17 protein-coding genes are annotated in these 14,821 nt (G+C 62.8%); 8 read left to right on the plus strand and 9 right to left on the minus strand.

The window, feature by feature from the left end; genetic code table 11:
* Positions 1-3: 3 nt before the first annotated feature.
* From rnpA to IB267_RS13090, 5 genes are all read left to right on the plus strand, one after another.
* A complete protein-coding gene (gene rnpA, locus IB267_RS13070) occupies positions 4-402 on the plus strand; it encodes a ribonuclease P protein component (protein ID WP_034797300.1) in 399 nt (132 codons plus the stop codon).
* Complete coding sequence (yidC, locus tag IB267_RS13075) at positions 402-2,189, plus strand: membrane protein insertase YidC (RefSeq protein WP_192448319.1); 1,788 nt, start codon at positions 402-404, stop codon at positions 2,187-2,189. Before rnpA ends, yidC begins: the two co-directional genes overlap by 1 nt.
* Before the next feature lie 158 nt (positions 2,190-2,347).
* Positions 2,348-3,280, plus strand: a complete 933-nt coding sequence (locus IB267_RS13080) for a DMT family transporter (protein WP_060607210.1) — start codon at positions 2,348-2,350, stop codon at positions 3,278-3,280.
* A 56-nt stretch (positions 3,281-3,336) separates the two neighbouring features.
* A complete protein-coding gene (gene yihA / locus IB267_RS13085; RefSeq protein ID WP_043616883.1) occupies positions 3,337-3,990 on the plus strand; it encodes a ribosome biogenesis GTP-binding protein YihA/YsxC in 654 nt (217 codons plus the stop codon).
* Between the two features lie 150 nt (positions 3,991-4,140).
* Positions 4,141-4,677 carry a DUF1269 domain-containing protein gene (locus IB267_RS13090; RefSeq protein WP_192447982.1) on the plus strand — a complete coding sequence of 179 codons (537 nt, stop codon included), beginning with the start codon at positions 4,141-4,143 and terminating at the stop codon, positions 4,675-4,677.
* Between the two features lie 13 nt (positions 4,678-4,690).
* Here the strand turns inward: IB267_RS13090 and msrB are convergent, their stop codons facing one another.
* The 4 genes from msrB to IB267_RS13110 form a co-directional block, all read right to left on the minus strand.
* Positions 4,691-5,182, minus strand: coding sequence for a peptide-methionine (R)-S-oxide reductase MsrB (msrB, locus tag IB267_RS13095; RefSeq protein WP_192447983.1), 492 nt, complete (start codon positions 5,180-5,182; stop codon positions 4,691-4,693).
* Positions 5,183-5,388: 206 nt separating this feature from the next.
* Positions 5,389-5,946, minus strand: a complete 558-nt coding sequence (locus IB267_RS13100) for a fasciclin domain-containing protein (protein WP_192447984.1) — start codon at positions 5,944-5,946, stop codon at positions 5,389-5,391.
* A 165-nt stretch (positions 5,947-6,111) separates the two neighbouring features.
* A complete protein-coding gene (locus tag IB267_RS13105) occupies positions 6,112-6,831 on the minus strand; it encodes an anti-sigma factor domain-containing protein (RefSeq protein ID WP_192447985.1) in 720 nt (239 codons plus the stop codon).
* Positions 6,828-7,367 (minus strand): sigma-70 family RNA polymerase sigma factor, encoded by a 540-nt coding sequence (locus IB267_RS13110; protein WP_192447986.1) that lies wholly within the window; start codon positions 7,365-7,367, stop codon positions 6,828-6,830. The genes IB267_RS13105 and IB267_RS13110 overlap by 4 nt, the downstream gene beginning before the upstream one ends.
* A gap of 156 nt (positions 7,368-7,523) precedes the next feature.
* Between IB267_RS13110 and argB the strand changes: the two genes are divergently transcribed.
* Positions 7,524-8,411: an acetylglutamate kinase gene (gene argB / locus IB267_RS13115; RefSeq protein ID WP_065372260.1), complete on the plus strand. Its 888-nt coding sequence runs from the start codon at positions 7,524-7,526 to the stop codon at positions 8,409-8,411.
* A gap of 86 nt (positions 8,412-8,497) precedes the next feature.
* Here the strand turns inward: argB and IB267_RS13120 are convergent, their stop codons facing one another.
* The 4 genes from IB267_RS13120 to IB267_RS13135 all read right to left on the minus strand — a co-directional run bounded on the left by IB267_RS13120 (position 8,498) and on the right by IB267_RS13135 (position 12,182).
* Positions 8,498-9,265, minus strand: coding sequence for an isocitrate lyase/phosphoenolpyruvate mutase family protein (locus IB267_RS13120; RefSeq protein ID WP_192447987.1), 768 nt, complete (start codon positions 9,263-9,265; stop codon positions 8,498-8,500).
* Complete coding sequence (locus tag IB267_RS13125) at positions 9,262-10,341, minus strand: bifunctional transcriptional activator/DNA repair enzyme AdaA (protein ID WP_192447988.1); 1,080 nt, start codon at positions 10,339-10,341, stop codon at positions 9,262-9,264. Before IB267_RS13125 ends, IB267_RS13120 begins: the two co-directional genes overlap by 4 nt.
* A gap of 76 nt (positions 10,342-10,417) precedes the next feature.
* Positions 10,418-11,332, minus strand: coding sequence for a DMT family transporter (locus IB267_RS13130; RefSeq protein ID WP_192447989.1), 915 nt, complete (start codon positions 11,330-11,332; stop codon positions 10,418-10,420).
* 58 nt (positions 11,333-11,390) lie between these two features.
* Positions 11,391-12,182: a sterol desaturase family protein gene (locus tag IB267_RS13135; RefSeq protein WP_192447990.1), complete on the minus strand. Its 792-nt coding sequence runs from the start codon at positions 12,180-12,182 to the stop codon at positions 11,391-11,393.
* 159 nt (positions 12,183-12,341) lie between these two features.
* Between IB267_RS13135 and IB267_RS13140 the strand changes: the two genes are divergently transcribed.
* Positions 12,342-13,055: a pyrimidine 5'-nucleotidase gene (locus tag IB267_RS13140; protein WP_043616820.1), complete on the plus strand. Its 714-nt coding sequence runs from the start codon at positions 12,342-12,344 to the stop codon at positions 13,053-13,055.
* A gap of 172 nt (positions 13,056-13,227) precedes the next feature.
* Positions 13,228-13,749, plus strand: a complete 522-nt coding sequence (locus tag IB267_RS13145) for an EF-hand domain-containing protein (RefSeq protein WP_192447991.1) — start codon at positions 13,228-13,230, stop codon at positions 13,747-13,749.
* A gap of 107 nt (positions 13,750-13,856) precedes the next feature.
* Here the strand turns inward: IB267_RS13145 and IB267_RS13150 are convergent, their stop codons facing one another.
* Positions 13,857-14,756 carry an LOG family protein gene (locus IB267_RS13150; protein ID WP_192447992.1) on the minus strand — a complete coding sequence of 300 codons (900 nt, stop codon included), beginning with the start codon at positions 14,754-14,756 and terminating at the stop codon, positions 13,857-13,859.
* Positions 14,757-14,821 lie beyond the last annotated feature (65 nt).

Genomic DNA, 14,821 nt, shown 5'->3' on the forward strand with positions numbered 1-14,821 from the left:
CCAGTGTCCGGGCACATGACGTCAGATAAAGACAAAACGACTGTCGGGCGGCTGAAAAGCCGTCCGCAGTTTTTGGCCGTTCGGGCTGGAGAAGGCCGCAGAGGCCCCCTGTTTCTCCTCGAAGTGCTCGACCGCAACGATCCGGAAGGCGAAGCCCGCGTCGGCTTCACCGTGACCAAGAAACACGGCAATGCCGTCGAGCGAAACCGGATGCGCCGACGCCTGAAAGAGGCGGTGCGGCTTTCCGCCGGGTTTGCAATGAAACCCGGACACGACTATGTGATTGTCGCCCGACGCGAACTCCTGAATGCTCCCTTCGACGCCTTGACCCGGGGCCTTCACGAGCGCATCGAAAACAAGCCGAAACAGAAGCGGCCGCCGGCCGGTTCCAGGAAACTATGATGGAAAAAAACCGCAACTATTTCGTGGCGATTGGCCTGTCCGTGCTGATCCTCATTGCCTGGCAGTTCCTTTACGTCAATCCGAAGATTGAAAAGGAACGCATCGCTGCGGAAGCGCTGCAGGCCCAGCAGGCACAGTCGCAGCCGGCAACACCGACACAGCAGACGCCAGGCCAGGCCCTGCCGGGCGGCGGCGCAATCCCGGGTGCCGGTGAAAACCGCGACCAGGCGATTGCCAAGTCGGCTCGCGTTGCGATCGACACGCCGGCGCTTTCCGGCTCCATCAACCTGACCGGCGCCCGCTTCGACGACCTGAAGCTCAAGGAGTACCGCGAGACGGTCGATCCGAAGAGCCCGGTCATCACCCTTTTCAGCCCGGCTGAAACCGCTGACGGCTACTTTGCCGAAATCGGCTATGTCGGCAGCGACGCGACCGGCACCGTGCCCGGCCCGCAGACCGTCTGGACGCTTTCGGGCGGCGACAAACTGACCTCGGCAACCCCGGTGACACTGACCTTCACCAACGAAAAGGGCGTCACGTTCAACCGCACCATCTCGGTTGACGAACATTACATGTTCCAGGTGGTCGACAGCATCAAGAACGGCGCAGCCGAGCCCCTCAGCCTTTCCTCCTACGGCCGCGTGACCCGCTTCAACAAGCCGACGACGCCGAGCGTCTACGTGCTGCATGAAGGCTTCATCGGCGTGCTTGGCGAGCACGGCCTGCAGGAACTGAAGTACGGCAAGATCGAAGACGAAAAGTCGGTCGAGCCGGGCAAGGCTACCGGTGGCTGGCTCGGCATCACCGACAAGTACTGGGCAGCGGCCATCGTTCCGCCGCAGGCAACCCCCTACGACACGCGCTTCACGCACTTTACCGACGGTCGCGCCCGCTACCAGAGCGACTACAAGAGCGACGCGATCACGGTCGCGCCCGGTCAGTCCTCGGAAATCAAGAACCTCGTCTTTGCCGGCGCCAAGGAAGTTCCTGTCGTCGACAACTATGAAGTGGCCTACTCGATCCCCAACTTCGACAAGCTGATCGACTGGGGCTGGTTCTACTTCATCACCAAGCCGATGTTCAAAATGATGGATTTCTTCTTCCGTCTGTTCGGCAACTTCGGCATCGCGATCCTGATCACCACGATCGTCGTCAAGGGTCTGTTCTTCCCGCTTGCCAACAAGCAGTACGCATCGATGGCGAACATGAAGAAGGTTCAGCCGAAGATGGAGGAACTGAAGAAGAAGTTCGGCGACGACCGCATGGGGCTGCAGCAGGCGATGATGCAGCTCTACAAGGACGAGAAGATCAACCCGCTGGCCGGCTGCTGGCCGATCCTGATCCAGATCCCGGTGTTCTTCGCGCTCTACAAGGTGATCTACATCACCATCGAGATGCGCCACGCGCCGTTCTTCGGCTGGATCCACGACCTTTCGGCGCCCGATCCGACGACGATCGTCAACCTCTTCGGCCTCCTGCCGTTCGACGGTCCGGCCTTCCTGCACCTCGGCGTCTGGCCGATCATCATGGGCGTCACCATGTTCGTGCAGATGCGCATGAACCCGACGCCGCCGGATCCGACCCAGGCGATGCTGTTCACCTGGATGCCCGTGGTCTTCACCTTCATGCTGGCCTCCTTCCCGGCCGGTCTGGTGATCTACTGGGCCTGGAACAACACGCTTTCGGTGCTGCAGCAGTCGATCATCATGAAGCGCCAGGGCGTGAAGATCGAGCTCTTCGACAATCTGAAGGGCCTGTTCTCGAAGAAACCCAAACCGGCGGAATGACGCCGGCCGACACCACAATCGCAGAGCCCCGGACTTCGGTCCGGGGCTTTTTTGTTTCCACGCCGCGGCGCGACACGCGGATGGCGTTGACGCGGGCGTGCGGTCCGGGCATCTGGCGTTATTGAAATCAGCGTCCCCCTGCTCCAGGACAACTTGCCATGACCGACCCGTCGGCCACTTCCGCCCCGTTTGCCGCCAACGAGAAGCTTGGCGCCCTGCTCGTCTTCGGCTCGGCCTTCTTCTGGAGCTTCGGCGGGGCCATTGCGCGCTTCCTGCACATTTCCGACAGCTGGACGATCGTCTTCTGGCGCTGCCTGTTCGCCGGCCTGTTCCTGCTCGCCTTCATGCTGGTGCGCGACGGACCGCGCGGCACGGTGGCGCTGTTCAAGGGCATGGGCTGGCCGGGCATCGCCGTCGGGCTCTGTTTCACCATCGCCTCGACGTCCTTCATCATTGCGATCTCCTACACGACGATCGCCAATGTCGTTCTGCTCGGCGCCGGTGTGCCGCTGTTTGCAGCGCTGATGAGCTGGGTATTGTTTCGCGAACGGGTCTCCCGCTTCACGTGGGGCGCGATCACCGCCGTCATCTTCGGCGTCGGGATCATGGTGTCGGAAAGCCTGACGGGAACAATGTCACCGGTCGGCGACGCGCTGGCGCTCTTGATCCCCGTCGTCTTCGCACTGGCAACCGTCATTACCCGCCGCTACCCGCATGTGCGCATGACGCCCGCCACCTGCTTCGGCTGCTTTGCCGCAAGCGGCATTGCCGCCAGCCAATCATCGGGCCTGGCGGTGACCGGAGGCGAACTCGCGCTGCTCTTCGTCTTCGGCGCCTTCAACCTCGGGCTTGGCATGGCGCTCTTCGTCACCGGCGCCCGGCTGGTGCCCTCGGCGCTGGCCGCACTGCTCGGGACGGCGGAAACCGTGCTCGGGCCGCTCTGGGTCGCGATCATCCACGGCGAAGTGCCGAGCAGCCGGACGATCGTCGGCGGCACCTTCATTCTTCTGGCGTTGCTTGCCTACTTGCTCAACGAATTCCGGCGGACGCAAACCATCCCCACACGGCCAGTCCGCACGCCGACGCCTTGACATCCACGGCCAAAACCTTGAAGCCAAGGACTTTCTCGATGAAGGACCGACCGCCGATGGCCGATACCAGACCCAAAGACGACAAGCCGTTGTTCGGCCGGCCGTGGATTTTCATTCGCGGCGTTCCCGCCATGAAATTCCTGCCACCCGAAGGACCGGCCGAGATTGCCTTTGCCGGTCGCTCGAACGTCGGCAAATCGTCGTTGATCAACGCGCTGGTCGGCCACAAGGGCCTGGCGAGAACCTCCAATACCCCTGGCCGCACGCAGGAACTCAACTACTTCGTGCCGGATGGTTTTTCCGGCGAGGCCGACGACCTGCCGCCTATGGCGCTCGTCGACATGCCCGGCTACGGCTATGCCCAGGCGCCGAAGGACCAGGTCGATGCCTGGACGAAGCTCGTCTTCGACTATCTGCGCGGCCGCTCGACGCTGAAGCGCGTCTATGTGCTGATCGACAGCCGTCACGGCATCAAGAAGAACGACGACGAGGTGCTCGACCTGCTCGACAAGGCAGCGGTCTCCTATCAGCTCGTGTTGACCAAGACCGACAAGATCAAGGCCGCCGGCGTACCGCGGCTGGTCGCCGAGACGCTCGAAAAGATCAAGAAGCATCCGGCGGCCTATCCGGAGGTCCTTTCGACCTCTTCGGAAAAGGGGGAAGGTCTCGAGGAACTGCGGGCCGCGATCGCCACGGCGATTGCCCACTAGCGGAACCCGCGGGACAAACCCGGGGCGGTGAGGCCTCGACAACCTCTGCCAATCCTCTGTCTTTGATCTCTGTCACTACCCCGACATGCAATCCGCTCTATCTCTGCGTTGCGCCCAGAACGGTGGCGCGGCCAGAGATAGGAGTGAGACATGTCCGATTTGATCGTTGTCGGGTTCGATTCCCCCGAGGAGGCTGACAGGGTTCTGGTCCGGCTCGCCGGGCTGAAGAAGGAATATCTGATCGACCTCGAGGATGCGGTGGTCGTCGTGCGCGACACCGAAGGCAAGGTCCACCTGAAGCAGAGCCTCAACCTGACGGCCGTCGGCGCCACCTCGGGCCTGCTCTCCGGCTCGCTCTGGGGCGGCCTGGTCGGCCTTCTGTTCCTCAATCCGCTGGCGGGCTTTGCAATCGGCGGCGCGCTTGGCGCGGGTGCCGGCGCTCTTTCGGGGTCGCTCAGCGACTACGGCATCGACGACGAATTCATCAAGTCGCTCGGCAACACCATCCCGAACAATTCCTCCGCTCTGTTCATCCTGGTGCGCAAGGTTCAGCCGGAAAAGGTTCTCGCCGAATTCCCCGACCTGCGCGGCCGCGTGCTGAAGACGTCGCTTTCGCCAGAACAGGAGCAGAAGCTGCAGGAAGCCCTCTCCGGCGCAGCACCGGCTACGCCGCCTGCCGGCGCCTAGTCGTCCGGCTGGCTTATCGAGACATCGCGAAGGCAAGCGCCAAGCCATTGATGCAATGGCGCTTGCCGGTCGGTGGCGGGCCGTCGTCGAAGACGTGACCGAGGTGTCCGCCGCAACGGCGGCAATGGCATTCCGTCCGGGTCATGAGCAGCGAATTGTCTTCCCGTGTCGCCACGGCATTGGGGAGCGATTGCCAGAAGCTTGGCCAGCCCGTGCCGCTGTCATATTTCGCCTCGGACGAATAGAGCGGCAGCGCGCAGCCGGCGCATTGGAAGGTGCCCTTGCGCTTTTCGTGGTTGAGCGCGCTGGTAAAGGGGCGCTCCGTATCCTCGTGCCGCAGGATCCGGTACTGGTCGTCGGTGAGGGTCGCCCGCCATTCGGCATCGGATTTGACGACTTCGAAGGTCACCGTTCCCGCAGCCCATGCCAGCGGCGTGAGGCCGCGAAACGCGAATGCTGCGGCCAATGCCGTGCCTGCCATCAGGAAGACGCGCCGACTGATCATGATAACCTCCTACCGGGCCTAAAGCACATCACGGTCATTCGTGCGGTGCGCTGTAAGTTGTCGATTTGTCGGATGTCGAGATCGACGATATCGCCCGGACGGAGGCACTGCAAAACAATGCCGTTCAAAGCGTCGTGACGCGGCGAAAAGCCATCCCGTGCGATAGATGCGCCAGGCCGCTGGCAGCGGCCCGGCGCTACAGAGGGTCAGCTTTTCGGCAGGAGAACCTTGTCGATCACGTGGATGACGCCGTTCGACTGCTTGACGTCGGCGATCGTTACCGTCGCGGTACCGCCGGTTTCGTCGGTCAGCATCAGCTTGCCGCCATCTTCCCTGGCTTTCAGCACACAGCCCCCGACCGTCTTGACGTCATGCTCGCCGCCGTCCTTCTTGATCATCTCGGCAATCGTCGCCGACATCGCGTCGGCGGCAACCACATGGCAGGTCAGGACCTTGGCGAGCTTGTCCTTGTTTTCCGGCTTCAGCAACGTGTCGACAGTACCGGCCGGCAGTGCGCCAAAGGCGGCATTCGTCGGCGCAAACACCGTGAATGGCCCCTTGCCCTCCAGCGTCTTCACCAGGCCGGCGGCCTTGACGGCGGCGACCAGCGTCGTGTGATCCTTGGAATTGACCGCGTTTTCGACAATGTTTTTCTCCGCATACATCGGCGCGCCGCCGACCATCGGATTTTCGGCGTGGGCGACGAATGCACTTGCTGCGAGGACGGACGCTGTTGCGACCAAGCGGATGGCAGACGTGAACATCTTCTCTTCCTTCCTGTTGAGGGAGGCGGCATAGCGCCGCCCGCCGAAGCTGCCGTTCCCTGCGGGGAACAGGACAAGCAACGGAAGGACGACAGAAAGAGTTTCAGGAATTCGCGGGGAAAGTTAGCCGACTGATAAATAACGATATTTAATAGGCTGATGTGATCAGAGGTTTCGCGCCTTGCCGAGCGCGATGATCGGTCCAGTGGCCACGCCGGTTGGCGAGCCGCCGAGCGGCTCGACGCTGACGGCAAGAACCGAACCGGCGGAGATCCTCGAGCGGAACGTCGACGGCACGGCGATTTCGCCTTCCCCGGTCTGCGGCAAAACACCGAGCGAAATCGCCGGATTGCTGCCGTTGATCAGCCAGAGTTCGAGCGATTTCTGTTCCGCCTGGCTGGCGGCCACCGGCGTTACCTGCAGGCGGCCCGATGCCCGGTCGAAGCGGGCGACGAGATCGATGGCGGCCCCTTTGCCCGTAAGCTCTGCAACGAGCGAAGCACCGGTCGACGGCGTCTCGAACAGGCCGGCCATGGAGGCGGCCATCACCATCAGCGCGGCGAGCGAGGCCAGCGCCAACCCACGCCAGAGCGCCAGCGAATGCCACAGCCCGCGGGACCGCGCAGGCTCCGGCCGAAACGTATCGAACAGTTGCCGCTCGATCGCGGCGAAGGTCCTGGGTGGAGGCACCACCGGATCGTAGGCTTCGTCGAAGGAGGATAGGTTGCTCTGCCAGCGGTCGACCATGGCGGCGAAGTTGCGATCGGAGGCAAGCCGGGCTTCGACCTTGCGGCGATCGTCGGCAGACAACACGCCGAGCACGTACTCGCCCGCAATCACCTCGTCGCGGCGAAAGTCCCGGCCCTCTGGGGTTGGTGTAGTCATCGCTCCATACACTCTCGCAACTTCAGGAGACTGCGCCTCAACCAAGTCCGCATCGTGTTCAGCGGCACCGCGAAGACGTCAGCCAGTTCCTGGTAGCTCAGGCCCTCGACATAGGCGCGCCGCACCGCTTCCGCGCGGTCTTTTTCAAGCTCCTCCATGCAGGCGTCGATCCGCCTGCCCTCCGCTTTCACCACTGCCGATTTTTCCGGATCGGCAGCAGGATCAGCCAAATCGTAGGCTTCGTCAATCACGTTGGCGGCTGGTTTGCGCGCCCGGATGAGATCGATCGCCTGATTGCGCGCGATCGCCGCCAGCCAGGACGCCGCCGACGCCTGTCCTTGCGCGAAACGCCCGGCGCGCTGCCAGATCTTGACGTAGATTTCCTGCAGGGCTTCTTCCGCTTCGCTCCTGTTTGCAAGGATACGCAAGCAGATGCCGAAGAGTTTCGGGCTGGTCTGGCGATAGAGTTCGGAAAAGGCATCGCGGTCGCCGAGCGAAATGCGGCCGAGCAGCCCGGCTATGTCCTCGTCCATCATCCAGTGCGCGCCCCAAAGCCTCGTTCACGAACGGAGATAGGGCGCTGATCACAATGTGCCAGCCGTTCCGTCATTCCGGCTTTATCTTGTTCGCCGATCATTCCCTCGGTCCGGAACTTGCGCTAAACAGCAGCCGGTATTTTTCGAGGGTCCGCCATGTCCGCCAATGAAAGTGAAATCCAGGCACGCCTGCTCACCCAGGCCCTGCCCTACATGCAGCGCTACGAAAACAAGACGATCGTCGTCAAATATGGCGGCCACGCCATGGGCAACAGCGAGCTCGGCCGCGCTTTTGCCAGCGACATCGCGCTTCTGAAACAGTCGGGCGTCAACCCGATCGTCGTGCATGGCGGCGGCCCGCAGATCGGCGCGATGCTGACGAAGATGGGCATCGAATCGAAGTTCGAAGGCGGCTTGCGCGTCACCGACGAAAAGACCGTCGAGATCGTCGAGATGGTGCTGGCCGGCTCGATCAACAAGGAGATCGTCGCACTCATCAACCAAACAGGCGAATGGGCGATCGGCCTTTGTGGCAAGGACGGCAACATGGTCTTCGCCGAAAAGGCGCGCAAGACCATCAAGGATCCGGACAGCAACATCGAGCGCGTGCTCGATCTCGGCTTCGTCGGCGAAGTGGTCGAAGTCGACCGCACGCTGATCGACCTGCTTGCCCGCTCGGAAATGATCCCGGTGATCGCGCCGGTGGCGCCGGGCCGTGACGGCCACACCTACAACATCAACGCCGATACCTTTGCCGGCGCGATTGCCGGCGCGCTCAACGCCACGCGCCTGCTGTTCCTGACGGACGTTCCGGGCGTGCTCGACAAGCAGGGCAACCTGATCAAGGAACTCTCGGTTTCCCAGGCGCGTGCACTAATTGCCGACGGCACGATCTCCGGCGGCATGATCCCGAAGGTCGAGACCTGCATCGACGCGATCAAGGCGGGCGTCCAGGGCGTCGTCATCCTCAATGGCAAGACCGCCCATTCGGTGCTGCTCGAAATCTTCACCGAGCGCGGCGCCGGCACGCTGATCGTGCCCTGATCGGCTTCAGCAACCATCGCTTCAAACAAAAAAGCGGGAGAAGGCATCGGCCCTCTCCCGCTTTTGTTTTGAACAGCGAGATCCGATCAGCCCTGATAGACCTCGGTCGCCGCCGCCTTCAGCTTCTCCATCATCACGCGATACGGCCCCGGGCCATAGCTGACGCGCGAGACGCCGGCGCGGGCGAGCGCCTTCAGGTCGGGTGCGGTCGGTCGCATCATGATGTTGACGGGCAGGCTAGAGGCAGCACAGACCTTGGCGATCAGCGCCTCGTCCACCAGCCACGGCACGAAGAAGCCGCTGGCGCCGGCTTCGGCATAGGCCTTGCCGCGGGCAATCGCCTCGTCGACGAAGCCGGCATGCCGGCTCTCGTCACCCTCCTGCAGGAAGAGATCGGTGCGGGCGTTGATGAACAGGGGGATGCCGCGCCGGTCGGCCATCTCGCGGATGGCGCGGATGCGCGTCGCCTGCTTTTCGACCGGGTGCACGCCGCCCTTGCCAACGATCTGGTCCTCGAAATTGATGCCGATGGCGCCGACGTCAAGGATGCGCGAGACATTGGCGGCACCGGTCGCCGGGTCGTCGGAATAGGCGCCCTCGAAATCGATGCTGACGGGCAGGTCGGTCGAAGCCACGATCAGGCGCGCGATATCGGCAAGCCATGCCAGCGGCACCTTCTCGCCGTCGCCAAAGCCGTGGGCGGCGGCCACCGACCAGCTTCCGGTCGCAAGCGCCTTGGCCCCGGCTTCGGCCACCGCCTTGGCGCTGCCGGCGTCCCAGATATTGTAGAGCACGACCGGGTCGCCCTTTTTATGCAGGGCGGCAAAGGCGAGCGCCTTTTCCTTCTGGTTCATTGCGTTTCCTCCACCAATAGGCTGACTGGTTTCATCTTCGCCTCGTGCCGAAGCAGCCATTGCTTGCGCCAGAGCCCGCCGCCGTAGCCGGTCAACGAACCATCCGCACCGAGGCAACGGTGGCACGGAATGACGATGGCGATCCGGTTGGAACCGTTGGCCTTGGCGACCGCACGAGCGGACTGGATGGTAGCGACCTCGCGGGCAATGTCACCATAGGAACGCGTTCCGCCGGCGGGAATCTTCACGAGCTTCGCCCAGACGTTGCGCTCGAAGGGCGTCCCCCCAGGCGCAAGCGGGGTTTGAAATCCGCTCGCCTCGCCGGCGAAATAGCTCTTCAACTCGCCTTCGATCTGGTCGATCGGCGTCGTCCGGCCGGGAACGATGGCCGAGCGCGTCGCGCGCTTCAGCGCCTCCAGTTCCGTCGGCAGCGCCTTGCGTTCGTGGAACTCCAGTAAATGGAGATGCGTCGCATCGGCAACCGCGACCATCGGCCCGATCGGCGTTTCGATCCAGTCGGACGAGAGCAGCGCCCTCCCCTGGGCTGCCGCTGGCGCATCGCCGAGCAGGCGCTGGAAGGCGGCGCGAAAGCCGCTCGGCGATTGATAGCCGGCCTCGAGCTGCGCATCGATCACCCGCCCGCCGTCCGCGAGCTGGCGGGCGGCGAGCCCCAGGCGGCGATGCCGCGCGAGATCGAGGAAGGTAATGCCGAGTGCCCGCTTGAAGGCGCGCCGGACGGTCGACGGATCGAGCCCGCGGCGAACGAGATCGTCCTCGCTCCAGCGCCGTTCGGGCGCCGCTTCCAGCGCCTGCAGAAGCTCCTGGACGAGCGGGTCCTTGGCGCCGAAGGTGGCAAGCGGCCGGCACCGCTGGCAGGGGCGGAAGCCTGTCTCAAGGCAGGTTCCGATCGAGCCGACGAAGATCGTATTCTCCCGCTTCGGCTTGCGGGCGGGGCAGGACAGGCGGCAGAAGACGCCTGTTGTCTTGACGCAGACGAAGGCGGAAGCTTCGTAGTCGCTGCTGCGCGCAATCAGTGCATCGTAGAGCGTGTCATCGGAGGGGAGATCGAACAACATGCTGCCGTTCTAGCACGCCGCGGGGTCGGGCGACGCCGGTTTTCGGGCGTCTATTTTGTGAGATCAGCGCCCGTCTTCAGATGAGCACGAGCATCACGACGCCAAGCACGATCAGGAGGCAGCCCAGGAGCTCCAGCCGGTTGATCCATTCCCGGAAGATGAAGAAGGACGAGGCGAAGGTGAAGAGCATTTCCACCTGGGCCACGACCTTGACGACGGCCGCCTGCTGCAGGGTCATCGCCATGAACCAGCCGAAGGAGGCAGACGCGCCGACGAAGCCGACAACAAAGGCCGGCTTCCAGGCTGCCGCGATGCGCGGCAGCTCGTCGCGCTCGCGCAGCACGATCCAGATCAGCATGACGACGGTCTGCAGGAGGATGACGAAGCCAAGCGTGAAGCTTGCCTGCATCATGTAGTCGGGTGCCGGCAGGCTCGGCGCCAGTGCGAGCGACGCCGAACGGTAGGCGACGGCCGAAAGACCGAAGAAGGTGCCGGACAGCAAGCCGATGCCGGCCGTGCGCGAGAATACCGAGGTCACCAGCGTGCGCGCGCTCAGGGTCGTGCGCGCCACCGAGATCAGCATCACGCCGACGACCGAAATGGCGATCGCCACCAGCGTACCCTCGCTCGCCTTTTCACCGAGGAAGATCAGACCGAAGAGAGCCGCCTGCGCCGGCTCGGTGCGCGAATAGGCGGTGCCGACGGCGAAGTTGCGGAAGGAGAAGAGATGGACGAGCAGGAAGGTCGCGGCAATCTGCGCAAGCCCCCCGATCACCGCCCAGAGGAAGAATGTGCCATTCGGCACCGGCAGCGGACGGCCCACCACCTGCCAGAGCACAAGGAGATAGAGGAAGGCGAACGGCAGGCCGAAGCCGAAGCGCACGAAGGTCGCACCCGTCGTGCCCATGACGCCTTTCAAGTGTTTCTGCATTGCGGAGCGGACATTCTGAAGGAAGGCCGCGGCGATGGTGATGAGGACCCAGGTTTCCATCGTTTCGAGCTAGCATGCAGGCCGGCTCATTGCCAAGGACCACCTAACGGACCGACCGCTACTCTGCCCGTTCCCGCGCCTCTGCGAGTTCGGTGCCCTCGCTGATCGTGATCCGCGGCGCTTCGTCCTCGAAGGTCTTCACACGCTGATCGTAATTGGGCGCGAGCGTCCCGAGCACACGGTCCCAGAAGGAGAAGTAGTTGGCGTAATTGTACCTGAAGCCCGAATGGTGCTGATCATGGAACGTCGTGCACAGCAGCGGAGACGGGTAGCGCGCAGTCGAAGCGGCAAAATATTCAAAGCCGCAATGTCCGATCATGCCGTTGAAATGTTCGAACAGCCGATGGGCGACGAGCACCAGCGGCGGAAACGGCACGACGAAAACGACGACGGCCGAAAAGCTCTGAAGCAGGAAGTTGTCGACGACGTCTTCCGAATAGGTGCTCCAGATTGTTGGTGCGACGCTTTTATGATGCAGGGCATGCAGCGGATAGAGCCACTTGGTGTGCAGCAGCCGGTGCATGAAATAGAACCAGGCATCATAGAGGATCATGCTGAGCACGAAGAGCGGCAGGGCGTTCCACCAGGTGAGCGTCCAGGGCGCCGGCGCCCAGCCCTTCTGCTGGGCGTAAAGCCCGATCGTCAGCGGCAGGCAGGCGCTGAACATCGATTTGAGGCTCTGGCGGATCTCGGCGCTGCGGCGTCTGTCGGAGCCGCGTCCCTTCTGGATCTTTCGCTCGGGGTTGCGCTCGTTGAGCCATGTGATCCCATGGCCGAGCGCGAAATAGGTGACGACCGTGAACGTGTAAAATCCGAACAGAAAGAGCAGATAAAACACTTCGTCAGACATTGGCATCCGCGTCCCCGAGCCAAAAACCGCGCGAGCCGGAAGATGCCACGCACAACTGCCAATTCAAAGCGCTAATCTATGCGCGAGCATTACGCCCCCCGCACCCCGCATCGCTATTTTCCCGTTTGCCGCCACGGTTGGCCGTGTCATAAGGCGGTCATGAAAAAGCTCGACCGCCTGCCGACCCGCTCCGAATTCGCCCATGTCACCGACTGGGTGTTCGACCTCGACAACACGCTCTATCCGCACCACGTCAACCTGTTTGCGCAGATCGACCGCAACATGACGGCCTATGTGGCGAAGCTTTTGTCGCTGGAGCCGGCCGACGCCAAGAAGCTGCAGAAGGATTACTACCGCGACCACGGCACGACGCTCAAAGGCCTGATGGTCCATCACGGCATCGATCCGAACGAGTTCCTCGAGCAGGCGCATGCGATCGACTATTCGATCGTTCCGGCCGACCCGGCGCTCGGCGAGGCCATCAAGTCGCTTCCTGGCCGCAAGTTCATCTTCACCAATGGCAGTGTTGCCCATGCGCAGATGACGGCCCGGGCACTCGGCATCCTCGACCATTTCGACGACATCTTCGACATCGTCGCCGCCGATTTCGTGCCGAAGCCCGCCGGCGAGACCTATGACAAGTTCATGAGCCTGCACCGGGTCGATACCCGCAATGCGGTCATGTTCGAGGACCTGCCGCGCAATCTCCTGGTGCCGAAAGCGCTGGGCATGAAGACTGTACTGCTGGTGCCGCAGAACCTCGAATACACCTTCGCGGAATCCTGGGAAAAGTCGAACGACACCGACGAACAGATCGACTACGTGACGGAAGACCTCACGGGCTTCCTGCGCCGTCTCCTCACGGATCTCTAGAAAAACGGATACGGGCGGCGACCACAGAGACGGTGTCCCGCCCGCCCCGACACAATTTCGCCGCCGAAAAACCCCTTTTCTGCCAATGACTTAAATTACCAAAGTTTAACTGGTGCCGGCTGCACCTGCGTCTATCCTTGCGATCAGAAACAACCGATCGAAAGGACATATGATGCCGAACAAGACCCTGATCCTCGGCGTGGCTGCACTCTCCGTCGCCGTCACCGGAATGGCCTCCCCCTCCTTTGCCGCCCGCGATAAGATGACGCCCGAGCAGCGCGGCCAGCGCATGATTGAGCGGCTCGACACCAACAAGGACCAGAAGGTTTCGCTCACCGAGTTCCAGGCGCGGATCTCCGACAACTTCAAAACCTTCGACACCAATGGCGACGGCCAGATCAGCACCGAAGAGATGAAGGTGAAGCGCGAAGCCTTCCGCGAGGCGCGCAAGGCCTGGAAGGACGCCAAGGCGAAGACCGGCGAAGAGCGCGAGACCGCCCTTGCCAAGCTGAAGGAAGCCCGCCCGGCCATGCTGCCTGGGCTCAAGCCGAAGGCCTTCAAGCGCGTCGATACCGACGGCAACGGCTCCCTGAGCGCCAGCGAAGTTTCAAGCGCCGCCGAGACGATGTTCAAGCGGCGCGACAAGAATAGCGACGGCGTCATCGACGCGGCCGACTTCACCAAAGAGATCTGACGGGAGCTCTTCTCTCTCTCCCCACCGCCCGGTGGAGAGGCTCCTGCCTAGCCCATAGCCCCTTGCAACCCGCGCGAGGGGCTATGCGCTTGTTCGAACCGCTGCGATCAGCGGCGGCCGTTTGCCATCGGAACGGACTTCGGGTCGACCGTTTCGTAGAAGCGGGAAATGATATCCCAGGCTTCATCGGCCGTTTCGACGAACTGGACCAGATCGACATCGTTGGGCGCGATCGTGCCGAATTCGGCGAGCGCCTCGAAATTGACGATCGAGCGCCAGAACTTTTCCCCGAACAGAATAAGCGGAACCAGCGCCAGGCGCCCGGTCTGCATCAGCGTCATCGTCTCGAACAGTTCGTCCAGTGTGCCGAAGCCACCGGGGAAAACGGTGACGGCCTTCGCCCGCAGCAGGAAATGCATCTTACGGATCGCGAAATAGTGGAAGTTGAACGACAGTTCGGGCGTCACGTAGCGATTGGGCGCCTGCTCGTGCGGCAACACGATGTTGAGGCCGATCGATGGCGCGCCGACATCATCGGCGCCGCGATTGCCCGCCTCCATCACGCCCGGCCCGCCGCCGGTGACGACGACATATTCCTTGTAGTGCAGCTTGGCCGAATGCTCGGAGCAGAGCCGCGCGAACTTGCGTGCTTCCTCGTAATAGACCGAGGCGGCTTCGAGGTTCTTACGCTGCGTCTCGTTCTTCGCCGCCCAGGCGTTGCCGCCAGGCTCGGGAATGCGGGCGCCGCCGAACATGACGACGGTGGAATTGATGCCGCGCTCCTCCAGCATCATTTCGGTCTTTAAGAGTTCAAGTTGCAGCCGGATCGGGCGCAGCTCCTCGCGGCAGAGAAAATCGTCGTCGATATAGGCGAGGCGATAGGAAGGCGAAGCCGATTGCGGCGTGACCGGAACGGTCTGTGCGCGTTGCCGGCTCTGCGAGCTGTCGGCCAGCGGATCCCAGACCCCATCTTTGCGGCGCAGAGCGCGCTTCTTCATGCGTGCCATATTCTCGTCTTTCCCGTCGCGTTCCGGACAATCGGCATCTCGTCCAGACGCGTCCTATCCTCAAT

The sequence above is a fragment of the Ensifer sp. ENS09 genome (assembly GCF_014852425.1).
In the GTDB taxonomy this organism is placed as follows: Bacteria; Pseudomonadota; Alphaproteobacteria; order Rhizobiales; family Rhizobiaceae; genus Ensifer.